This is a genomic window from Pannonibacter sp. (assembly GCF_051860505.1).
Classification (GTDB): Bacteria; Pseudomonadota; Alphaproteobacteria; order Rhizobiales; family Stappiaceae; genus Pannonibacter.
Genome location: NZ_JBHYDX010000003.1, coordinates 124,782 through 146,640 on the forward strand (window position 1 = coordinate 124,782; position 21,859 = coordinate 146,640).

Annotated in this window: 18 protein-coding genes; 8 read left to right on the forward strand and 10 right to left on the reverse strand. The window is 64.6% G+C overall.

Annotated elements, in window-relative coordinates:
• Nucleotides 1-2: 2 nt before the first annotated feature.
• Nucleotides 3-881 carry a LysR substrate-binding domain-containing protein gene (locus tag ACTIFE_RS03185; protein ID WP_439527721.1) on the reverse strand — a complete coding sequence of 293 codons (879 nt, stop codon included), beginning with the start codon at nt 879-881 and terminating at the stop codon, nt 3-5.
• 247 nt (nt 882-1,128) lie between these two features.
• On the opposite strand from ACTIFE_RS03185, the gene ACTIFE_RS03190 reads away from it, so the two are divergent.
• Nucleotides 1,129-1,476, forward strand: a complete 348-nt coding sequence (locus ACTIFE_RS03190) for a DUF1127 domain-containing protein (RefSeq protein ID WP_439527722.1) — start codon at nt 1,129-1,131, stop codon at nt 1,474-1,476.
• 251 nt (nt 1,477-1,727) lie between these two features.
• On the opposite strand, the gene ACTIFE_RS03195 is transcribed toward ACTIFE_RS03190, so the two are convergent.
• Complete coding sequence (locus ACTIFE_RS03195) at nt 1,728-3,281, reverse strand: EAL domain-containing protein (RefSeq protein WP_439527723.1); 1,554 nt, start codon at nt 3,279-3,281, stop codon at nt 1,728-1,730.
• 277 nt (nt 3,282-3,558) lie between these two features.
• On the opposite strand from ACTIFE_RS03195, the gene ACTIFE_RS03200 reads away from it, so the two are divergent.
• The 5 genes from ACTIFE_RS03200 (at nt 3,559) to groL (ending at nt 8,780) form a co-directional block, all read left to right on the forward strand.
• Nucleotides 3,559-4,491: a hypothetical protein gene (locus ACTIFE_RS03200; RefSeq protein ID WP_439527724.1), complete on the forward strand. Its 933-nt coding sequence runs from the start codon at nt 3,559-3,561 to the stop codon at nt 4,489-4,491.
• A gap of 208 nt (nt 4,492-4,699) precedes the next feature.
• The gene (locus ACTIFE_RS03205; RefSeq protein ID WP_439527725.1) at nt 4,700-6,139 is read left to right on the forward strand and encodes a sigma-54-dependent transcriptional regulator; all 1,440 of its coding nucleotides are present in this window, start codon (nt 4,700-4,702) and stop codon (nt 6,137-6,139) included.
• On the forward strand, nt 6,136-6,537 hold the full coding sequence (locus ACTIFE_RS03210; protein WP_439527726.1) for a TIGR03067 domain-containing protein: 402 nt from the start codon (nt 6,136-6,138) through the stop codon (nt 6,535-6,537). The genes ACTIFE_RS03205 and ACTIFE_RS03210 overlap by 4 nt, the downstream gene beginning before the upstream one ends.
• A gap of 255 nt (nt 6,538-6,792) precedes the next feature.
• Nucleotides 6,793-7,080 carry a co-chaperone GroES gene (groES, locus tag ACTIFE_RS03215; protein ID WP_439527727.1) on the forward strand — a complete coding sequence of 96 codons (288 nt, stop codon included), beginning with the start codon at nt 6,793-6,795 and terminating at the stop codon, nt 7,078-7,080.
• Between the two features lie 59 nt (nt 7,081-7,139).
• On the forward strand, nt 7,140-8,780 hold the full coding sequence (gene groL / locus ACTIFE_RS03220) for a chaperonin GroEL (protein WP_439527728.1): 1,641 nt from the start codon (nt 7,140-7,142) through the stop codon (nt 8,778-8,780).
• Between the two features lie 154 nt (nt 8,781-8,934).
• On the opposite strand, the gene ACTIFE_RS03225 is transcribed toward groL, so the two are convergent.
• A complete protein-coding gene (locus ACTIFE_RS03225) occupies nt 8,935-10,272 on the reverse strand; it encodes a DUF3422 family protein (protein WP_439527729.1) in 1,338 nt (445 codons plus the stop codon).
• Between the two features lie 190 nt (nt 10,273-10,462).
• Here ACTIFE_RS03225 and ACTIFE_RS03230 point away from each other — a divergent pair, with 190 nt between their 5' ends.
• Both ACTIFE_RS03230 and ACTIFE_RS03235 read left to right on the forward strand, forming a co-directional pair.
• Entirely contained in the window at nt 10,463-11,359 is an 897-nt protein-coding gene (locus ACTIFE_RS03230; protein WP_439527730.1) for an FCD domain-containing protein, read from the forward strand.
• Between the two features lie 5 nt (nt 11,360-11,364).
• A complete protein-coding gene (locus ACTIFE_RS03235) occupies nt 11,365-12,528 on the forward strand; it encodes an alpha-hydroxy acid oxidase (protein ID WP_439527731.1) in 1,164 nt (387 codons plus the stop codon).
• A 286-nt stretch (nt 12,529-12,814) separates the two neighbouring features.
• On the opposite strand, the gene xseA is transcribed toward ACTIFE_RS03235, so the two are convergent.
• The 7 genes from xseA to ACTIFE_RS03270 all read right to left on the reverse strand — a co-directional run bounded on the left by xseA (nt 12,815) and on the right by ACTIFE_RS03270 (nt 21,831).
• On the reverse strand, nt 12,815-14,413 hold the full coding sequence (gene xseA / locus ACTIFE_RS03240; RefSeq protein WP_439527816.1) for an exodeoxyribonuclease VII large subunit: 1,599 nt from the start codon (nt 14,411-14,413) through the stop codon (nt 12,815-12,817).
• A 148-nt stretch (nt 14,414-14,561) separates the two neighbouring features.
• On the reverse strand, nt 14,562-15,287 hold the full coding sequence (locus ACTIFE_RS03245; protein WP_439527732.1) for a hypothetical protein: 726 nt from the start codon (nt 15,285-15,287) through the stop codon (nt 14,562-14,564).
• A 57-nt stretch (nt 15,288-15,344) separates the two neighbouring features.
• Nucleotides 15,345-15,935 carry a signal peptidase II gene (lspA, locus tag ACTIFE_RS03250; protein WP_439527733.1) on the reverse strand — a complete coding sequence of 197 codons (591 nt, stop codon included), beginning with the start codon at nt 15,933-15,935 and terminating at the stop codon, nt 15,345-15,347.
• 12 nt (nt 15,936-15,947) lie between these two features.
• Nucleotides 15,948-19,019: an isoleucine--tRNA ligase gene (gene ileS, locus ACTIFE_RS03255; RefSeq protein ID WP_439527734.1), complete on the reverse strand. Its 3,072-nt coding sequence runs from the start codon at nt 19,017-19,019 to the stop codon at nt 15,948-15,950.
• Nucleotides 19,020-19,492: 473 nt separating this feature from the next.
• Entirely contained in the window at nt 19,493-19,756 is a 264-nt protein-coding gene (locus tag ACTIFE_RS03260) for a hypothetical protein (protein WP_439527735.1), read from the reverse strand.
• A gap of 159 nt (nt 19,757-19,915) precedes the next feature.
• The gene (locus ACTIFE_RS03265) at nt 19,916-20,839 is read right to left on the reverse strand and encodes a DMT family transporter (RefSeq protein ID WP_439527736.1); all 924 of its coding nucleotides are present in this window, start codon (nt 20,837-20,839) and stop codon (nt 19,916-19,918) included.
• Entirely contained in the window at nt 20,836-21,831 is a 996-nt protein-coding gene (locus tag ACTIFE_RS03270) for a bifunctional riboflavin kinase/FAD synthetase (RefSeq protein ID WP_439527737.1), read from the reverse strand. Before ACTIFE_RS03270 ends, ACTIFE_RS03265 begins: the two co-directional genes overlap by 4 nt.
• Nucleotides 21,832-21,859 lie beyond the last annotated feature (28 nt).

A 21,859-nucleotide genomic window follows, 5' to 3' on the forward strand; every position in this document is an offset into this window, starting at 1 on the left:
GATTACTCGGCGGCCAGGGGCACAGACAGATTGTCGAGTGAAGAAATGATGTGTTCGACCAGGGCCTCGGTGACCCGCGAGCGCTGATGCCAGGAGCGCATCACGGCGATCTCGCATTCAGGCAGCTTGGGGAAACCATCGGCCTCGCTGAGAACGCGCATGCCGGGGCGCAGGGCCGATTCCGGCAGCACGGACACCGCAAGACCGGCCAGAACCGCCGCGCCGACGGCGGTCGAGTTCCAGCTTGAGTACAGCAATCGGTGCTCGCGCTGGATCGAGGTGAGCGCGGACAGGGCAGCGCGGCGCCAGTTGCAGGTGCCCCGGCCAAGCGCCAGCGGCAGCACGTCCTCGTTCTCGACCGCATGGCGCGCCGAGACGACCCACAGCAAGGGTTCACGCCGGATGACCTCGTCCCGCTGTGGCCGGTCCGGCTTTTCGACGTGGGTGATGATGGCGACATCCAGCTCGTTGGCCGAGACCAGATCGATCAGGTTGGAGGTCGGCGCACAGACCACACTGACCTCGGCCTTGGGATTGGAGCGTGAGAACCGGGCCAGAATTTCGGGCAGGAACCGGTCGGCATAGTCGTCCGGCGTGCCGAGCCGGACGCAGCCCTGCACCTCGGTTTCGTCGAAGACGGCGAGGGTCTCGTCATTCAGCTGCACGAGGCGGCGGGCATAATGCAGCAGCTTCTCGCCATCTTCGGTCAGGCGCGACATGCGCCCTTCGCGGACAAAGATCGGCCGGCCGATGCGCTCTTCCAGCCGTCGCATCTGCATGGAGACGGCGGACTGGGTCTTGTGCACGACCTCGGCGGCGCGGGTGAAACTGCCATATTCGGCGATGGCGACAAAAGTCCGCAGCTGATCGAGATCCAGCATCATTCTCTCCCGAGCGCCCGCATGCAACAGCAATCCTGGCAAGGAACTGGCGACGCGAGGGCAATTGAGACTGACTTCAGAGTATCACAAAACGTGATTGAACCCATAAGAAACATTCGTTGGATCAATTCATTCAAGATCGGCATTGTCGCGACATCGGCAACGGACTCCCAGCCGCCGCCGGTTCCAAAGATGAAGAACTGTTTGTTCGGAAAAGCGTTTTCCGAAGACGAAGGAGATTTGTGTCATGTACGCCCTTGCCCTTGCCCCGCTGATCAGCCGGCTCTCCGGTTTCGTCGCGAACGGGTGGCGTGCATTCCGCAATCGCCGTCAGATTGCCGAACTGACCACCTGGACCGATGAGCAACTGCGCGACATCGGCCTGACCCGGGGGGATGTTCGAGCAGCGATGGGAACACCGTTGTTCGCGGATCCATCGGCAGTCCTGGTAGATGGCCGTTCGTCGAAAGACTTTGCCAAAGCCTATGGTAAGCCCGAACCGCGCGGCGAACTCGGCGGTGCCGTGATCATCGACCTCGGTGCGATCTCAGCCACCCGGACTGCGCCTTCGGCGCCGGTGCGTCTCGCCGTGTAACCCCTGTTTCTCCCGGATGTTGCCGGCCCGTTTCCCCCGCAGCCGGCCGGCAGCGACCAAACCTGCAGCCCCGTCGGCGATTGCCTTGCCGACATTGCCTGGCCCGCCTTTACCGGCGGGCCTTTTTTTACGCAGGTGTTGGATGAGAGGGGACTACCCCAATCGCCATCCTGACAGGTCCCGGCACAAGGCCGGGGCGGCGCGGGAAGGGAGGTTAGGGCTTTATCCTGCTGCGCGCTTGCGCGGCGGCTTTATCCTGCTGCGCGCTTGCGCGGCGCGGGTGCCGGAGCGCCTTGCAGGACTTCGGCGCGGACAGGGCGCGGCGGGGAGAACAGGAAGCCTTGGGCGAGCTTCAGGTCGGCATCCAGGAGTTCGAGCACCTGGGACTCGGTCTCGACATGGTCGCCGATCAGTTCCATGCCGTAGCGGCCGAGGAGATCGCCGAAATCGGCCGGATGAATATGACCGTGATCGGTTGGGCGGCGGCCAATGAGATAGTCGGCATTCAGCTTGGCAAAGCGGAAGCCGCGCTCGGCCAGAGCCCGGAAGTCCATCTTCAGGTCGTGGATCTGGTCAACCGAGAAGCGGAACCCGAGTTCGGCCAGGGCGGCCAGGCTTTCCATCTCGACGACGCCCATCTGGGCGACATCGTCCTGCGTGAACTCGAATATCAGCAACTCGCCGAAATTCTTGTTGGCGCGGACAAACTCAAGGAAGCCGGGGAAGAATGTCTCGTCCACCAGCGACAAAGAAGAGATGTTGCAGAACAGGGCAACATCGCGGTTGCGGGTTGCCAGCCGGCGAACGACCTGCACCGAGCGGAACAGCAACAGGTTGTCGATGCGCGGCACGAGGCCGGCGCGCAGCGCTTCCGGCAGGAACACCGAGGCTTCGAGCATCTCGCCATTGGTGTCGCGGATGCGGGTCAGGCTCTCGTAGTATTTTACCCGGCGCTGCGGCAGCGTCACGATCGGCTGCAGGAACAGGTCAACCCGGTTGGCATTGAGCGCCGCCCGGATCAGTTCGCGCATCGCCGGATCGGACTGCGGTTCCTGCTGCATTGGCGGAAGGTCGCCCAGAACCGGCTCCATCCGCGAAACACCGCCAATTTCATAGGACTGGGGCTGATTCTGGTACGGGGCCTGCTGCTGGGGGTGAGGCTGGTACGGCTGATGACCGGCATGCTGCTGGCCGGAATTCTGCAGACCGGGATGCTGCATCATCGGCTGCGGGTCCGGTGCATAGCCGGCCGGCTGCGGCATGTAGCCGGGAGCCGGCTGCTGGTACATCTGTGGATGCGGTTGGTAGCCGGCCTGGGGCAGGGACTGCTGCGGCATCGGCTGGCCATAGGGCGCATTGGGGTGATACGCCAGTTCGGCCATCTGCTGCGGCGCAGCCAGAGCTTGCTGGTCCTCGATCCGGGTTTCCATGTCGGACATGGCCTCGGCCATCTGCTTGACCAGGGTGCCGAGCACCTCGATCTCGGCAAACAGCGGGTCAATGGCCTCCCGGGTGCGGCGCGGCACGGTGTGTTCAACGCCGGTCAGACGTCCCTCGAGATTGGTGACATCGTCATCGATCTCGGCGAGACGGTCCTCGAGACGGTCCACCGCTTCAGCCACTTCGCCGCGCTCCCGCGAGCGGCTGAGCAGGACCTGTACCAAGATCATGGTGCACAAAAGCGCGAGCGACAGGGACAACGCCTCGCCGGGCGGGCGGCCAAACTGGAACACCAGGACAGCCGCCGACGACAGGGCAATGACGCCCATGCAGATCAGAATGAGAAGGGTTGTCCCGCGCCCCATATTGTTTTGTCGAACCCGCCCCGAATCAAGATTGTGTTAACGATTTTGCCCCAACGGGCTGCGGCTTCCGAGCCTTCCTGCTGCAGCACAAGGCAATTTTTGCCTATTGTCCCCGGTTAACGCACGATGCTGGCGCTCTGGCCATACGGCCCAGCATGGCACAGGTTAACGATTTCCGCTTTTCATTTTGCCGCCTCGGTTCTAGCCTTCCCCTGGGGGAATTCTGGGGAGGACTTCACCCCGCTCGATCTCAACCGCAAGAACGGGGGACGGCGGCATGGAAGAAACGGGTGTGCAGGACGGCACAAGGCCCGCTGAAGCGGCGCATGGACGCCGGGCAGCCGAGGCCACTTCCGGCAGGGTTATGCAAGGTCATCGGGGAACTGGACGTCCTGTTCGGCCGCCCGGACAGGACCTCGCCGGACAGGATCTTACCCGACAGGGCCTTGCCGGACAGGACCTTGACGCGACTGCGGGGGACGCGGACGAACAGAGCCCCAATGTTGCGATCAGTGCGGGGCCGGACCCTGCGCCCGAAGCCGATCTTGTCCGCCTTGCCCTGCACAAGATCCTCACCAGCCCCGAATTTGCTTCTGCCGACCAGTTGCGCGCCTTTCTGCGCTATGTGGTCGAGGCGGCTGTGAACGCGCAAGGGCAGGGGCCCGGACATGGAAATGGACAGGGACATGGACTGGGACAGGGGGCCGGACAGGGGCATGGACAGGGACCTGGGCAGACCGTGGCCCTCAAAGGCTACACGATAGCGACGGAGGCGCTGGGGCGCGGGGCGGATTTCAATCCGACGACGGATCCGATCGTCCGCGTCGAGGCAGCCCGTCTGCGCAAGCGGCTGCAGGAGTATTATGCCGGCACCGGGCGTGACGATCCGATCCGCATCGACATCCCGAAGGGCTCCTATGCCCCGCAGTTCGTGCTGCCGCTAAGCGAGCAACCCGTCGATGAACGGGCGGAAGAGCCGACGCAGGCCGCAGCCCCTGGCATCAGGGGGGCGGCCCGGCGCGGCGAGGAACGGGGGCCCTTCCGGCCGCTTGGCCGGCCGTCTGCCGTGCCCGGGACGGGCTGGACCCAGGCGGCGGCGGACAGATCCAGCTCGATGACACTGGCCCGTTTGCTCTCTGAACGTCCCGATCTGGTCGGCGTGGTCGCCGTGGTGTCTTTCGCGGCCGGGCTGGTGATCGGCCGGTTCTGAGCCCTGGCGCCTCGCCAGTTTTCACCCTGTCATGCAAGCGGGGGACGGGCGGCGCCGTGCGTCCGCCCGCCGGTTTCCGCGACAAAGCCGGCCAGCCTGCAAAGTGAAGGGCCGACAACGCTTTGTTTACCCTGTTCGATGAATGTTGGAGCACAAACATCGACAATCCTGCCGCATGGATCACCACAATAACGGGAGTAACCCGGGCATGGGGAGCATACCGGACCTGCATGGGTCCCTCCAAGTTCGTGTCCTTGACGCGACGACGGCTGATGCAATGCGCGCGGCCACGGTTTGCGCGAAATTGCCCGGAGCCGTCGCCGAGCCCATCCTTTATGCCGATGCGCGCCAGTGTCTGGAGGATCTTGCGCTCCAGCCGACCGATGTGTTGGTGCTGGACATCGAGACGATTGGCGGCGACGACGCCCTGTCCCGCTTTGCCGTGCGCTGTCCGAGCGCGGTCATCATTGCCGTCAGCGCAGAAGGCTCGATGACCCGGGCGCTGAACGCAATGCGGGCCGGCGCGCATGATTTTCTCGCCAAGCCCTATTCGCTCGAGACCTTGACACAGAAGGTCCAGGCGCAGCTCGACATGCAGCGTGGCCGTTTCCATTCGTCGGGTCCGCGCAGATCCCCGGATCAGGCGGCTGCGCCTGCACCGGAAACGGGCCAGCCGCTGGGCCGCTTCAGCAGCCAGTCGCAGGCCATGCGCCAGCTCTATGCGACGATCCGGCGGCTTGCACCGTCCGATGCCCCTGTTTTCATTACCGGTGAGGCCGGCACCGGCAAGACCCTGTGCGCGGAGGCGATCCACGGCCAGTCCGGCCGCAGCGGCGCGCGTCTTGTCAGCATCAATTGCGCCAGCCTCAGCGCCGATGAACTCGAGGCCGAACTGTTCGGCGGACTTGCCGCCGGCCGTAGCGGGCAGTCCGACCTGCTCAGCGCCTGCGATGGTGGCACGCTGCATCTGGACGAGATCTGCGACATGGAACCGGCCCTGCAGAGCCGCCTCCTGCGCGTGCTGCAGACCGGCACGGTGCCTTCGCCCGCGACGGGCAAGGATCTGGATGTCGATGTCCGGGTCGTCAGCACCACCAGCCGCGATCCGCTGGCGGAGATCGCCGCCGGGCGGCTGCGCGAGGATCTATATTACCGCCTGCATGTCCTGCCGGTGCAGGTGCCGCCGCTGCGCGACCGTCGCGACGACATCCTGCCGTTGGCGCTCGGGTTCCTGGCGCGGTTTGCCGCCGAGGAGGGGCGCTCGTTCCGCAGCTTTGATGCCGATGCCGAAGCCCGGCTCCTGAGCTATGCCTGGCCGGGCAATGTGCGCCAGCTGGAAAACACCATCCGCCAGATTGTCGTCATGAATGAGGCAGTGACCGTCGGCTATGACATGCTGCCGCTGATGATCCGCGACACGTTCAGCCGTGCCCGCCTGCCGGTCGAGGACCTGCGCGACCGGCATAGGCCTGTGCGTCCACTGCGCCCGCATTCCAGCATCGAGCCGCTGTGGGCACAGGAGCGGCGCATCATCGAGGATGCCCTCGATGCCTTTGACGGCAACATCGCCCTGGCTGCGGCCGCGCTGGAAATCAGTCCGTCGACCATCTATCGCAAGCGCCAGTCCTGGTCCGAGCGGCTGCAATGAGCAAGCCGGAAGACGCTGGCAATGGCCTGACAGCGGAGCTGGACAAGCTGCAAGGCCAATGGCGGCAGGTTCGTTTCGAGGAAAACGGCGTCGTCAATCCGCCCGACACCCATGGCGCGCCGGAGGCGATCACCACCATCACGGGGACGCGGTTCCTTGTCGGTGTTCCGGACGGACCGACGTTGCTGGAAGGCAGCTTCACCCTGGATCCCGCGACAGTGCCGAAATCGATAACCTGGGTTGATGCCATCGGCGAGGACGCCGGCAAGAGCCTTCCGGCCATCTACGACCTCACCGACACCCAGTTTGTCTTCGTGGCAGCCGATGAAGGCATGGAGCGACCGGCAGCCTTTCGGTCCGGGCCGGGCCTGACGCTGCGGGGCTTCCTTCGTCTCTAGGGGCCGATCTCACGCCCGCCGGTTCCCTTAACCCTGATCTGTCGTGAATGGCCGTGCACCCAGCGCGGCCATTTTTTTGCGCCATCGATCCATTGACAAGGCAAGGGACCGAACCTACATCGTGGTCGCGTTAGCACTCGCTGTTGAGGAGTGCTAACAGGACGCGGGATTAAACCCGTGCTCTCTCGAGCCATCAACATAGTGGATTGCGTGCTGCTTCATATGGGGGCACGCCGCATGAGAGGAAAAAGCCAAATGACGTTTCGTCCGCTTCACGACCGTGTCGTTGTTCGCCGCGTAACTTCGGAAGAGAAGACTGCCGGCGGGATCATCATTCCGGACACCGCCAAGGAAAAGCCGCAGGAAGGCGAAGTCGTCTCCGTTGGCGCTGGCGCTCGCAAGGACAACGGCGATCTGATCCCGGTTGACGTGAAGGCTGGCGACCGCGTGCTGTTCGGCAAGTGGTCCGGCACCGAAGTCAAGATCAACGGCGAAGACCTGCTGATCATGAAGGAATCCGACATCATGGGTGTGATCGCCTGATTTTCTGGCGGACATCCGGATTCTTCTGACATCAACCCAATTAAAAGTGAGACGTGAAAATGGCTGCTAAGGACGTAAAGTTCGGCGCTGACGCCCGTGAAAAGATGCTGCGCGGCGTGGATATCCTCGCCAACGCCGTGAAGGTGACCCTCGGCCCGAAGGGCCGCAACGTCGTGCTCGACAAGGCCTTCGGTGCTCCGCGCATCACCAAGGACGGCGTGTCCGTCGCCAAGGAAATCGAGCTGGAAGACAAGTTCGAGAACATGGGCGCCCAGATGGTGCGCGAAGTGGCCTCGAAGACCAACGACATCGCCGGTGACGGCACCACCACCGCCACCGTGCTGGCTCAGTCCATCGTCAAGGAAGGTGCCAAGGCTGTTGCCGCCGGCATGAACCCGATGGACCTGAAGCGCGGCATCGACATGGCTGCTGCTGAAGCCGTCAAGTACCTGGTTTCGGTCTCCAAGAAGATCACCACTTCGGAAGAAGTGGCCCAGGTCGGCACGATCTCGTCTAACGGCGACATCCAGGTCGGCAAGGACATTGCCGAAGCCATGCAGCGCGTCGGCAACGAAGGCGTCATCACCGTCGAGGAAGCCAAGTCGCTCGAGACCGAACTCGAAGTCGTCGAAGGCATGCAGTTCGATCGTGGCTACCTGTCGCCGTATTTCGTCACCAACGCAGAGAAGATGCTCGCCGAGCTGGAGAAGCCGTACATTCTCCTGCACGAGAAGAAGCTCTCCAACCTGCAGGCCATGCTGCCGATCCTGGAAGCCGTCGTGCAGTCCAGCCGTCCGCTGCTGATCATCGCAGAAGACGTTGAAGGCGAAGCCCTGGCGACCCTCGTGGTCAACAAGCTGCGTGGCGGCCTCAAGATCGCTGCTGTCAAGGCACCGGGCTTCGGCGATCGTCGCAAGGCCATGCTGGAAGACATCGCCATCCTGACCGGCGGCACCGTCATCTCCGAAGACCTCGGCATCAAGCTGGAGAGCGTCACGCTCGACATGCTCGGCAAGGCCGAGAAGGTCTCGATCTCCAAGGAAAACACCACCATCGTCGATGGCGCGGGTTCCAAGGACGACATCCAGGGCCGCGTTGCACAGATCAAGGCGCAGATCGAGGAAACCACCTCGGACTACGACCGTGAGAAGCTGCAGGAGCGTCTTGCCAAGCTGGCTGGCGGTGTTGCCGTCATCCGCGTCGGCGGTGCGACCGAGATCGAAGTGAAGGAAAAGAAGGACCGCGTCGATGACGCCCTGAACGCGACCCGCGCGGCCGTCGAAGAAGGCATCGTCCCGGGCGGCGGCACGGCTCTGCTGCGTTCCAAGCAGGCTGTCGAGAAGCTGACTTCCGACAACGCCGACATCCAGGCCGGTATCAAGATCGTCCTGCGCGCTCTCGAAGCCCCGATCCGTCAGATCGTCGAGAACGCTGGCGTTGAAGGCTCGATCGTCGTTGGCAAGATCCAGGAAAGCAGCGATGTTTCCTACGGCTTCGACGCTCAGTCCGAGACCTATGTCAACATGATCGAAGCCGGCATCATCGACCCGACCAAGGTCGTGCGCACCGCGCTGCAGGATGCTGCCTCTGTCGCAGGCCTGCTGATCACCACCGGCGCGATGGTTGCCGAGCTGCCCAAGAAGGACGCTCCGGCAATGCCGGGCGGCGGCATGGGCGGTATGGGCGGCATGGACTTCTAAGAAGTCCATAAAGCCGACCATTAGCTTAAGTCCTGTGCCCGCCATGCGGGCACGGGGTGCAGCATGGACTTCTAAGAAGTCCATAAAGCCGACCATTAGCTTTGGTTACGGAAAGGGCGGCCCTCGGGCCGCCCTTTTTGTTCGATTTGTCCCGTCAGTGCTTGTCATCCGGCTCGGCGTGATGGGCGCGGATGCGGCGGACGGTCCACCAGATGGCGAGGACCACCAGGGGAACGGCGCTACCTGCCACAAGGCCTGGATCCGGCATGGGCAGGCCGGTTTCCTTCAGGCCTTTGGCGAGATACCCCACAAGACCGACGACGTAGTAGCTGACGGCGGCGACGGACAGGCCTTCGACGGTCTGCTGCAGCCGCAGCTGCATTCTTGCGCGTCGGTTCATGGAATCGAGCAGATCCCGGTTCTGGCGCTCCATGTCGACGTCAATGCGGGTGCGCAGGAGGGTCGTGGCGCGGGCGAGCTTGCGCGACAGGTTGATTTGCCGCTCCTCCACCGACTGGATCGTCCGCATTGCGGGGGCAAGCCGACGCGCAAGGAAGGCGGAGGTGGCCAGCAAACCGGCAACCGGCGCCTCGTCGATTGTGCCAAGCCGGGCCTGAACGATGTCATGGTAGGCGCGGCTCGCCCCGAAGCGATAGGCGCTGGAGGCGGCGCCGGCCTCAAGGGCAGCGGCAAGATCCGACAGGCGCTGCAGCAGGTCCCGGTTGCCCTCAAGGTCGGTCGCCCCGGCCATCCGATTGGTCAGGGCGACAAGCTCCTCCTCGATCCGGCGCACGTCCGGCGACAGGCCGATCGCCGTTGGCAGGCCGAGAAGCGCCAGAGTGCGATAGGTCTCCACCTCGATCAGCCGCTGTGCCAGCGCCCCGGTCTGGCTGTCGCCCATGCCGCGATTTATGAGCAGGATGCGGGTGAGGCCATCGCCGTCCTGGCGGAAATCTGTCACGGCAACCGCCTGGCCTTCTTCGGATTGCAGCGCTGTGAGGCTGGCGGCATCGAACCAGCGTGCGAGCGAAGCCGGATCTACGGGATCTGAACCAAGCGTCCCTGCCTCGATTACGTCAAGTCGGGCAGCCGCCAGCATGGGGCCGGGCGCGCGGAAGCTGGCACCGAAGGGATGTCCCGCCGGCACCGGACCGAATGGCTGCTCCCCGATGGGGGCCGCATCAAACGTGTAGGTGATGAATTCGGCATGCTGCTCCCAGCGCAGCGTGCCGCCGGCAATCGGCAGCACATGCGAGCGGTCGCTTTCCCCCGGTCCCGTCGCTCCATGGCTGGCACAGAGCTCGGCAAACCACAACCGGTCCTGACGTGCCGCCGCTGCGTCGACTGTGAAGGCATAATGCAGCATCAGCCGTGGTGAGCCGACCGACCGGAACGGCCTTGCATGCATTTCCCCCAGCACGGCGGCCCTGAGCGGATGCCGCTCGAAGGCCGGCAGCCGCGTGCCGCCGTTTGCGTCCCAGATTTCGCTCATGTCGTCCCGCCCCCTCGCGTGGTTTAACAAGGTGACGCAGCGACCCCCTGCCTGTCATGCAGGAAATCACCATGGCCCGCTTCCGCGACACCACGCCCCAGCTGCGGAAGGCTCTGCGCGCCTGTGTTGGAACAATACCCCTTGCAATTGGACAAAAAATTTGACCAATTATGGAAAGGGAGAGCCGCGCATGTTCACGAAGATCAATCATGCCCGCACCGCCGACGCGGTGGTGGATCAAATCGAAGGTCTGATTCTCGCCGGCGTCCTGCGCCCGGGGGACCGTCTGCCGGCCGAACGCGAGCTTGGTGCGCTTGTCGATGTCTCCCGCCCGATCCTGCGCGAGGCGCTGAAGACGCTCGAGGCCCGGGGCTTGATCGTCAGCCGCCAGGGCGGCGGCACCTTTGTCGCCGATCTCATCGGCACGGTGTTCTCCGAGCCCGTGGTCGCGCTGATTGCCCGCCATCCCGCTGCCATCGAGGACTATCTCGACTTCCGCCGCGACATCGAGGGCCTTGCCGCCGCCCGCGCCGCCGAGCGCGCCAGCACAGCCGACCGGGACCTGCTCAGCCGCATCGTCGAGGCCATGGCCGAGGCCTATGCCGCCGAGGACAGCGTCACCGAAGCCCGGCTCGACGTGGAGTTCCACCAGGCCATCGGCGAGGCGGCGCACAACATCGTCCTGCTGCACACCCTGCGCGCCTGCTATCGTCTCCTGGAAACCGGCGTCTATTTCAGCCAGCAGAAGCTGTTTGGCCATCCCGGCGCGCGCGAAGCGCTGCTGGCCCAGCACCGCAGTATCCTCGCCGGTATCCTCGCTGGCGATGCTGCCAGCGCCCGCGACGCCGCCGAGGCGCATATCGAGTTCGTGCGCCATGCGCTGGCGGAGGCAGAACGGGACAGCGCCCGCGCCGCTGTCTCCAGCCTGCGCCTGACCCAGCGGCTGGCCGGCCTGCCCAAGCCACGGCGCAGCCGGACCAGGCCGCAGCCCGTATCAGATCAGCTGGCTGACGCCGCGCCGTCAGCACAGCAGCAAGACCTGAAACCATCGCCAGGCACCTGGCACCACGCATCCGGGGAGGAGTGAACCACATGCCCATCATCACGGAGATCGAGGATCTCAAGCGGCTGTACAAGCGCCGCGTGCCGAAGATGTTCTACGACTACGCGGAGACCGGCAGCTGGACCGAGCAGACGTTCCGCGAGAACTCGTCCGACTTTGACGAGATCCGCCTGCGCCAGCGCGTCGCCGTCGACATGGCCGGCCGCTCCACCGCGTCAAAGATGGTTGGCCAGGACTGCGCCATGCCGGTGGCGCTGGCTCCGGTTGGCCTGTGCGGCATGCAGTCGGCGGACGGCGAGATCAAGGCGGCGCGCGCTGCCGAGAAGTTCGGGGTGCCCTTCACCCTGTCGACCATGTCGATCTGCTCGATCGAGGATGTCGCCAGCCACACCAGCGCGCCGTTCTGGTTCCAGGTCTACACGCTGAAGGACGATGACTTCATGAAGCGCCTCTTTGCCCGGGCAAAGGACGCGAAGTGCTCGGCCCTGGTTATCACGGTTGACCTGCAGGTCATGGGGCAGCGGCACAAGGACCTGAAGAACGGCCTCAGCGCCCCCCCGAAGCTGACGCCCGCCTCGATCCTGAACCTTGCCACCAAGGTGCCGTGGGGCCTTGAAATGCTGCAGACCAAGCGGCGCTTCTTCGGCAACATCGTCGGCCATGCCAAGGGCGTCACCGACCCGTCGTCGCTCGGCAGTTGGACGGCAGAATCCTTCGACCCCTCGCTCGACTGGAACCGCATCCGCGAATTCCGCAGCTGGTGGGACGGCCCGGTCATCCTCAAGGGTATCCTTGACGCCGAAGACGCCAAACGCGCGCTCGATGTCGGGGCCGATGCCATCGTCGTCTCCAACCACGGCGGCCGCCAGCTCGACGGCGCGCTGAGTTCCATCCGCATGCTGCCGCAGATCATGGATGCCGTCGGCGACAAGATCGAGGTGCATCTGGACAGCGGCATCCGCTCGGGCCAGGACGTGCTGAAGGCGCTGGCCCTCGGCGCCAAAGGCACGATGATCGGCCGCGCCTTTGTCTATGGGCTGGGTGCCATGGGCGAGGCCGGCGTCACCCGGGCGCTGGAAGTGATCCACAAGGAGCTGGACGTCACCATGGCCCTCTGCGGCGAACGCAACGTCGCCGACCTCGGCCGCCACAACGTCCTCCTGCCGGAAAATTTTGCCACGCGCTGGAGCTGAGGGGGGGCTGGCAGCCGGCTTTTTAGGCCTCTCAGTTCCCCTCCCCCTCGTGGGGAGGGGGGAGGGGTGGGGGGCGGAGAGGCCACAATCACGCGTCGCTCCTGCGCAGGCAGGAGCCCAGTATCCCCGGTCTTTATGATCGCATGGTGCGGCCGTGCTCACATGCCAGCGCGAGCATCGATGCCAACGCGCTGCAACTGGCCGCCTCGATTACTGGGCTCCTGCCTTCGCAGGAGCGACGCGGGAGAGGCGCAGGAGCGGCGAAGAGGGTGGGAACATACCCTCTTCAGAACAGCGAGCCCTGGTTGCCTTGCGGTCCCGGCTCTGCCTTGGGCCTCACTGGCTTCGCCTTGCGCGGGGTGGGAGCGGCTTCCGGCGCCCCGTCACCGCCATCGCTGACAATGGCGCTGAGGCGGCCGGCGGCCACCTCGATGCTCAGTTCGGTGCCGGCCGGCGCATCCGCCGGATCGCGCAAGGGCTGGCCATCGGGACCGCGCACCAGCGCATAGCCGCGCGCCAGAACATCCTTGTAGGACAGGGACTTCAGCAGCTTTTCCTGGGCTTCCAGCCGTTGCCGGCGGTCCTGGTTGGCCTGGGCCGCGGCGCGGGTCAGCCGGGCAAACAGATTGTCCAGCCGCTCGGCGCCAAGCCGGATCTGCCGGGTCAGGGGCTGGGGCGACAGGCGGTTTGCGGCGGCAGTCAGTTTCTGCTTCTGAGCCTGAACGGCAACACTCAGCGCCCGGCTCTGGCGTTCGCCAAGGCCGGTCAGCCTGTCGCGTGCCTGCAGCGTGCGGCGTGACAGGGTTGCCGGCGTCAAGAGCGTCTCGGCCCGCACCAGCCGCGTGCGCAGCGCCCGTGTGTTGACCGTCAGTGCCCGTTCGAGATTGCCGCTGACAAAGTCAAACCTCTGCCGAGGCAGGGCCAGAAGATCACGCGGCACCGGAAGGGCTGCCGCAGCCGCCCGCAATTCGGTGCGGCGCGCGCCAACCAGCCGCACAAGGCCGGAGTTGAGCCGGCGCGACAGGTCATCGACGGCCGCCATCAGCTCCGCCTTCACCGGCACGGCCAGTTCAGCGGCACCCGTCGGCGTCGGCGCGCGCAGATCGGCGGCCAGATCGATCAAGGTCCAGTCGGTTTCGTGGCCAACGGCCGAGATCAGCGGAATGGCGCTTTCGGCAGCGGCCCGCACCACCTGTTCGTCGTTGAAGCCCCACAGGTCCTCAAGGCTGCCGCCCCCGCGCGCCACGATGATGAGATCCGGGCGCGGGATCGCGCCCCCTTCGGTCAGGGCGTTGAAGCCGCGAATGCCATTGGCGACTTCCGCGCCGCTCGTCTCGCCCTGCACGCGCACGGGCCAGACCAGCACATGCAGCGGAAACCGGTCGGCAAGGCGGTGCAGGATGTCGCGGATCACGGCACCGGTCGGTGAGGTGACAACGCCGATCACGCGCGGCAGCGCCGGCAGCGGGCGTTTGCGCTCTGCTGCAAACAGCCCTTCAGCGGCCAGCTTGCGCTTGCGCTCTTCCAGCAAGGCCATCAGCGCCCCGGCGCCTGCCGGCTCCAGCGCATCGATGACCATCTGGTACTTCGACTGGCCGGGGAAGGTCGTCACCTTGCCTGTGGCAATCACCTCAAGCCCTTGCTCGGGCTGGATCTTCAGCTTGGAAACCGCGCCCTTCCAGATGACGGCGGCCAGCACCGACCGGTCATCCTTGAGGTCCAGATAGATATGCCCGGAGCCCGGCCGCGAAATTCGTCCCAGCTCGCCTCGCACCCGCACATAGCCAAAGGATTCCTCAAGCGTCCGCTTGATGGAAAACGAGATGTCGGAGACCGAGTATTCGGCAACATTCGAGGGGGCAGTCGGTTCGGCCACGCGTGCGATTCCGGTTCCTGGAAAACAGCGTCAAGGTGACCCGCGCAGGCCGGGCGGTCAAGCCTGGTCCAGGTGCCTGACAAGACCGTCCGGCGTGCACCTGACAGGCGGCCAGTGAGGTCGCCCGGTCGTCAGGAGGAGCAAAGCAAAGTCCCGATCAGCGGCGCTGGATGCAGTCTTCGGTCGGGGAGGGGGTGCAGTTCATCTTGATCTGCGCGCCTTCCATCTCGAGCGTTTCGCGGCGCTGGACGTCACGGGTGTCGCTCGGCTTGTTGAGCGGGGCATTGGCGGCCGGCGTCGAGTAGGCCACCGGCGGCTCGACGAGATAGCGTCGCACCGGCTGGCCATCGGGGCCGAACAGCTTCGAGGTGTCGATCTGGCCGGCGCCTTCGTGCTGCTGCTTCATCTCGGCCGGGGTCAGCAGCTCGCCGCGCGTGATCTCCTCGTCGCGCTTTTCCGCAGCGATGTCACGCGGCTTGGACGTGCCGACCTGAATGCCGCGCATCTGCTCCGGCGACAAAAGATCGGTGCCATTGCCCTTGGCATAGAGTGCCTTCAGGTCCTTGAGTTCCTGGTTCTGCGGCTTCGGCCAGTTCGCAGCCTGTTCGGCGGTCGCGGTTTCCGGCTGCGGCAGTTCGGTCAGCTTGGCCGGCATGGCGAGCGGGGCGCGCGGCTTGTAGTCGATCGGCTGCTGCTTGGGATCAACGGCGCCAAGGCCTTCCATAAGCTTGCGCACGGCCGCCTGGTCGACGCCTTCCTCATGGCCGTTCGGGTCGGTCACGCAACCGGCAAGGGCGATGGCCAGGGCCACTACGGCAAGGCTGGCGCGACGCGCGGACTTGCTGCCAAGCCGTGAAACACTCTCAATATACATCAAGCGCACGTCGCCATATCCCGTGTTGCTGAAAGGCCGGAAGGCCGCCGGGCGGTCACGCCCCAGTCAATCCGCCTTAGACACGGATTTTGAGGCATTATTTGGACCACTGGCAAACCCGTCATACAGGAGACCGACGACGCCGGCAACGATGGCCGCATCGGCCACGTTGAAGACGTACCAGGAAAAGTCTCCCCAATGGAGATGCAGGAAGTCATAGACCGCGCCATAGGCGAAGCGGTCGACACCATTGCCGAGCGCGCCGCCGATGAGGAGGCCAAAACAGATCGCGCCGACCCGCGTCGCACCACGGACCGACCAGACCCAGAGGCCGATGGCGGCAACAATGGTGAAGATCGCCAGTGCCCAGCGACCGAAATCCGTCTCCTGCTGCATCAACCCGTAGGAAATGCCGCGGTTCCAGACGGTGACAAGCTGCAGGAATGGCAAGAGGTCGACCGGCGGGCGGGCCGGCAGGTCATAGACGAACAGCAGCCACAGCTTGCTGGCCTGGTCGAGCAGAAAGATCAGGCCGGCAAGCCAGGCAATGCCCCGGCTGGCCGGACCCCAAAGCCAGCGCTCGCGAAAGCCCTGCGGCCCGGTTGCGGGCTGAGGAGTTTCGCGCGTGTCAGTCTCGGGGGCCGGCTGCTCGGTCATGTTCGCGTATCCTCAGGCCGCCTTGTGCGCCGCATCCCACTCGCGCAGGGCCGCCGCATCGCGCGGGGTCACGTCCGGATAAGCCGGATCGCTGCCGACTTCCGGCAGGATCTTCCAGGAGCGGGCACATTTCTGCCCCTCGGCGAGCCCCGGCACAACCGCGACGCCCTTGACGTCGTCCAGCGTGAAGGCACCGACCGGAGCTGTGGCATCGCTCAAGGTCAGCTGGCTGGTGATCGAGATGTCGGCCATGTCGATGCCGGCGAGCGCTGCCATCAGCTCCGGGTCGGTCACATGCACCACCGGATGGGCTTCCAGCGACGAGCCGATGCGCTTTTCGCGGCGCTCGATTTCCAGCGCGCCGGTGATGACGCGGCGCACTTCGCGCACCTTGTCCCACTTGGCGGCCAGCGCCTCGTCACGCCAGTCCGCCTGCAGCACCGGGAACTGCTGCAGGTGCACGGAACTGTCCGCGCCCGGATGCCGCGCGATCCAGCTTTCCTCCATGGTGAAGGGCAGCATCGGCGCCATCCACACGACCAGGCAGGTGAACAGCTCCTCGATGACCTGCAGCGAGGCCTTGCGGCGCACGGACGAGGCCGGGTCGCAGTAGAGCGTGTCCTTGCGGATATCGAAGTAGAAGGCGGATAGGTCCACCGTCATGAAGGTGAAGAGGTGGTGGAACACCTTCTTGTAGTCGAAGGCGGCGTAGCCCTCGCGCACCAGCGTGTCCAGATCGGCCAGCCGGTGCAGCATCAGCCGCTCCAGCTCGGGCATGTCGGCAAGCGCCACCGTCTCGCCGGTGGCGTGGGCGAGCGAGCCCAGCATCCAGCGCAAGGTGTTGCGCAGCTTGCGGTAGCTGTCGACGGAGGTCTTCAGGATCTCCGGCCCGATGCGCTGGTCTTCGGCATAGTCGCCGGAGGCCACCCACAGGCGCAGGATGTCGGCGCCATACTGCTTGATGACGTCCTGCGGGAACACCTGGTTGCCCAAGGACTTCGACATCTTGCGGCCGTCCTCGGCCATGGTGAAGCCGTGGGTCAGGACCGCGTCATAGGGCGCATGGCCGCGCGTGCCGCAGCTTTCCAGCAGCGAGGAATGGAACCAGCCGCGATGCTGGTCCGAGCCTTCCAGATAGAGCACGTAGTCGTTGCCGCCATCGACCTTGCGCTTCGGCTTGAGGTCGGCGCGCTTTTCCAGGCAGAAGGCGTGGGTCGAGCCGCTGTCGAACCAGACGTCGAGGATGTCGTCGATCTTGATCCAGTCACCTGCCGCGTAGTCCGACCCGAGGAACCGTTCCTTGGCGCCTTCGGCGAACCAGACATCGGCGCCTTCCGCCCGGAAGGCCTCGGCGATCCGGGCGTTGACAGCCGGATCCTTCAGCACTTCGGCGGTGTCCTTGTGAATGAACACGGTGATCGGCACGCCCCAGGCCCGCTGGCGCGACAGCACCCAGTCCGGACGGCCGGCGATCATCGAGCGCAGGCGGTTCTGGCCGGTGGCCGGCACGAAGCGGGTGTTCGCAATCGCCATTAGGGCTCGGTTGCGCAGTGTGTCCGGCGTCCGAACTTGATTCCCGCCCTCAAGAGCGAATTCAATTTGGTCAGAAGACAGCTGTTTGTCCATGTAGACAAACCACTGCGGCGTGTTGCGGAAGATCACCGGCTTCTTCGAGCGCCAGGAATGCGGATACTGGTGCTTGAGACGGGCAAGCCCGATCAGCGCGCCAGCTTCCTTCAGCTTCTCGATGTTGGCCTTGTTGGCCGTGCCCTTCTCGCCCTTGTGCGTGATGACCTGGTGGCTGTCAAAGCCCGGCGCATCCTTGGTGTAGAAACCGTCGTCGGCAACGGTGAAGGGGATCTCCCAACGCTTCAAAGCTGCATCGTATTCTGTCGTAGTCCCATTCTCCCGATCCATGCTTGCAGCAATCTCTAGATCAAGCTTCGCATGCTCGTTCCAGACTTCAAAGTCGTCTGTTCCGTGGCTGGGCGCGGTGTGGACGAAGCCGGTGCCGGTGTCGTCGGTGACATGGTCGCCGTCGAGCAATGGCACATCGAACTGGTAGCCGCCCAGATCCAGATCCCTGTAGGGATGGGCGCAGGTGAGCGCGCCGAGTTCGTCGGCGGTGACAGTGCGCCGCTTCACGAAATCGGTGATGCGGGCGTTCCTGAACACCTCTTCGGCCAGCTTGTCGGCGAGGATGAGCTTGTCGCCCTTCTGCACCCAGTTGTCGTCGGAAAGACCGTCCTGCGTCACCTCATAAAGGCCGTAGGAGATGGCAGAGGAATAGGAGATCGCGCGGTTGCCCGGGATGGTCCAGGGGGTGGTGGTCCAGATGATCACGGCCGCATCGAGCAGTTCCTCGGCGGCGGCCTCGTCCTGGCCGCCGGCTTCGACAACCGGGAACTTCACCCAGATCATGTCGGACTGGTAGTCCTGATACTCGATCTCGGCCTCGGCCAGCGCCGTGTTCTCCACCACGGACCACATCACCGGCTTGGAGCCGCGATAGAGCTGGCCGGACATGGCAAACTTCATCAGCTCCTCGGCGATGACCGCCTCGGCGTCGTAGTTCATGGTCAGGTACGGATTGTCCCAGTCGCCTTCAATGCCGAGGCGGCGGAACTCATCGCGCTGGATGGCCACCCACTTCTCGGCATAGGCGCGGCATTCCTGGCGGAACGCGATCATGGCGACCGAGTTCTTCAGGTCCGGCTTCTGCTTGCCCTTGGAGCGGTAGTTCTCTTCCTCGATCTTCCACTCGATCGGCAGGCCGTGGCAGTCCCAGCCGGGAACGTAATTGCTGTCGAAGCCCATCATCTGCATCGAGCGCGTGACGATGTCCTTCAGCGTCTTGTTCAGCGCATGGCCGATGTGGATGTTGCCGTTGGCATAGGGGGGGCCATCGTGCAGCAGAAACTTCGGCCGGCCGTCAGCGGCCTCACGCAGGCGCTTGTAGAGGTCCATCTCCTGCCAGCGGCTGATCAGCTCGGGTTCCTTCTGCGGCAGGCCGGCGCGCATCGGAAAATCGGTGACGGGCAGATAGAGGGTCTCGGAATAGTCGCGGGATGTGGTTTCGCTCATGACGGCAATCCGCAGAAAAGGGGCGCTGGCCGCGCCCGTATCGCAAGGAGGATCCCGGTTCGCCAGGAGGGCGCTGGCCGGGAGAATTCACGGCAGGTCTCCCGGTCCCTCGGCGCCGCAGGATGCGTCAGCCGAAGGCCGGGCAGCTAATTCGTGAGACACCGGGGCGCACGAAGCGGCCGGTCAGCGCAGGAAAACTCATGCTGGCTCTACTACCAGTCCGGCCGGCCTGAATAAAGCGGCAATTGCGGCCAGGGACCGCGAGGGGGGAACGTCTTGCAGCAAAAGAAAGCAGGTCCGCCGTAGGGCGGACCTGCTTCAGACTGCTGACAAACCTACTCACTGTCATCCCGGCCCAGCTGAGCGTTAGCGAAGCGCCGAGCCGGGATCCAGACATCAGCCGCGCGAAGCGCGTCAAATCCCGGGCCCTGGTTTCTGGTGTCAGGATGGCGTTGGCCGTCGCGGCCTATGGCTCAGCCGCCCCGGTTCACCTCGTCCCGGATCTCCTGCACGCTGCGGTCCGGATTGCGGCGCTTTTCCTCAACCACGCGGTCCTGGAGTTCGGCTTCGCGTTCGGCACGGGCCTGTTCTGCCTGCGCTTCCCGCATCCCCTGATAGGCCTCAATGACCTCGTTGATCTTTTCACCGACTTTCTCGCCAGCCTGAAGGGCGCCATCTACGGCGTCGCTGACAAGTCCCTTTGCCGATTCCCCAGATGTGTTGCTGTTGTTGCTCATGTTCATCTCCCTGGTTGCTCGCAGGTATGTTCTTTTTATTGAATTAACCCTGCGGAAATTATTGAAGGGGAGATTGCGCGAGATTGGGTTGATCTGGATCAAATTGCCAGATCAATTCTCGGTTGAACTGTTCGGAAATGCCGCTTTTAGGCGGAGGTGTCAGCTTTGCGCCGCGCGGAGCCGTTCGCGGTGGGCGATGTAGAGGCCGCTGGCAACGATGAGGGCGATGCCGCCCCAGGTGGGCAGATCAGGGAAATCGCGGAAGACGAGATAGCCGAGCAGGGTGGCGCTGACGATCTCGAGATAGTTGAACGGGGCAAGGACCGAGGCCGGGGCGAGCGCGAAGGCGCGGACGATGAAACCGTGGCTGATGAAGGAAATGAGGCCGATTGCGACCATCATCAGGAGATCAAGACTGCCCGGAACCACCAGCGCAAAGCCGCCGATGCCGGTCGTTGCGGCGACCAGCAGCACCACGCCCAGGGTTGCTCCGCCGCCGAGCGCCGTGGTGAACTGCATCGACAGCAGGCTGTCCTCGCCGGCCAGTTTGCGGGTGATGATGAGGTAGAACGCAAACAGCGTCGCCGTGACCAGCGGCAGCAGCGCCGAGGCGCCGAAGGCCGCAAAGCTCGGCCGCACGATCAGCATGGCCCCGACAAGGCCAACGCCAACGGCGGCCCAGCGACGGGGGCCCACCGTTTCCTTGAGGATCACTGCGGACAGGGCCGTCAGGATCATTGGTTCGACAAAGAAAATGGCGATGGCATCCGCCACCGGCATCACTTTGAGGGCGGTGAAGAAGGCGAGCGTGGCGCCGGAGAGGAGGGCGCCGCGCAGCAGGTTGACGCCCCAGCGCTGCGGCCGCAGCGTGGAAAGGCTGCGGGTCCACACGAGGGCGATGATCATCGTGATCAGCGCCTGGAAGAAGAACCGGGCAAACGAGACTTCAAGCGCCGGAATATGTCCGGCCAGTACTTTGGCGAGGACATCCATCACCGGCACGACGCCCATGCCGGCGATCATGAACAGGATGCCGTGAAAAATGTCGCGCGGGCTGTCGGTGCGGTGATCCGGCGGGCTCATAACGGCACGTTGCCGAGCGCAAGGTCGAGTGGCGACAGCGGCGAAAGGGACGCGAGTGCGGCCCGCGCTTCGGCGCTGTCCCGGTCCATCTGCGCAATCAGGGCATCCAGCGAGGTGAATTTTTCCTCCGGCCGCAGGTAGGAGACAAAGCTGACCCGCAGCCTCTTGCCATAGAGATCGCCGGAAAAATCGAACAGGAACACCTCCAGCAGCGGCGCGCCATTGTCGAAAGTCGGCCGGCGGCCATAGCTGGCGACGCCATCAACCGGCTTGCCATCGACCAGCACACGAACGGCATAGATGCCGTGGCGCAGGGTGCACTCATCGGCAAGGCGCAGGTTGGCGGTGGGGTAGCCCAGCTCCCGGCCACGCTTCTCGCCATGGCGGACCTCGGCCTCGACGAACCAGCGATAGCCGAGGAGCCCATTGGCAAGCGCAATGTCGCCTTCCGCCAACGCTTCGCGGATGCGCGAGGAGGAGATCACTTCGCGGCCCTCGTAGACTTCCGCCGCGACGATGGTGACGCCGAAGCCATGTTCGGATCCGGCGGCTTTCAGGAAGTCCGGAGTGCCGGCGCGGCCACGGCCGAAATGAAAATCATGCCCCGTCACCGCGTGGCGAATGCCCAGCGATCCGATCAGGATCCGGCGGACGAAGTCAGCCGCCTCCAGGCCTGCGAACTCCCGCGAGAAGGGCAGCACCAGCACCCCGTCGAGCCCGAAGGCTTCCAGCACTTCCGCTCTTGCCTGCTGCGGCGTCAGGCGGAAGACGGGCTTGTCCGGATTGAACACCGTGCGCGGATGCGGCTCGAAGGTCATGGCATAGACCGGGGCATCGGCAGCATGGGCGATGTCGATGGCATGCTGCAGCACCACCCGGTGCCCCCGGTGCACCCCGTCAAAATTGCCGATCGCGACCACGCCGCCTTTCAGATGCTGCGGAAACCGGTCGAGGTCTTCGGCATGGGCGAAAGGCAGACGGATGTCGGACATGGGCGATGCAAACCTGGCGGGACGGGAT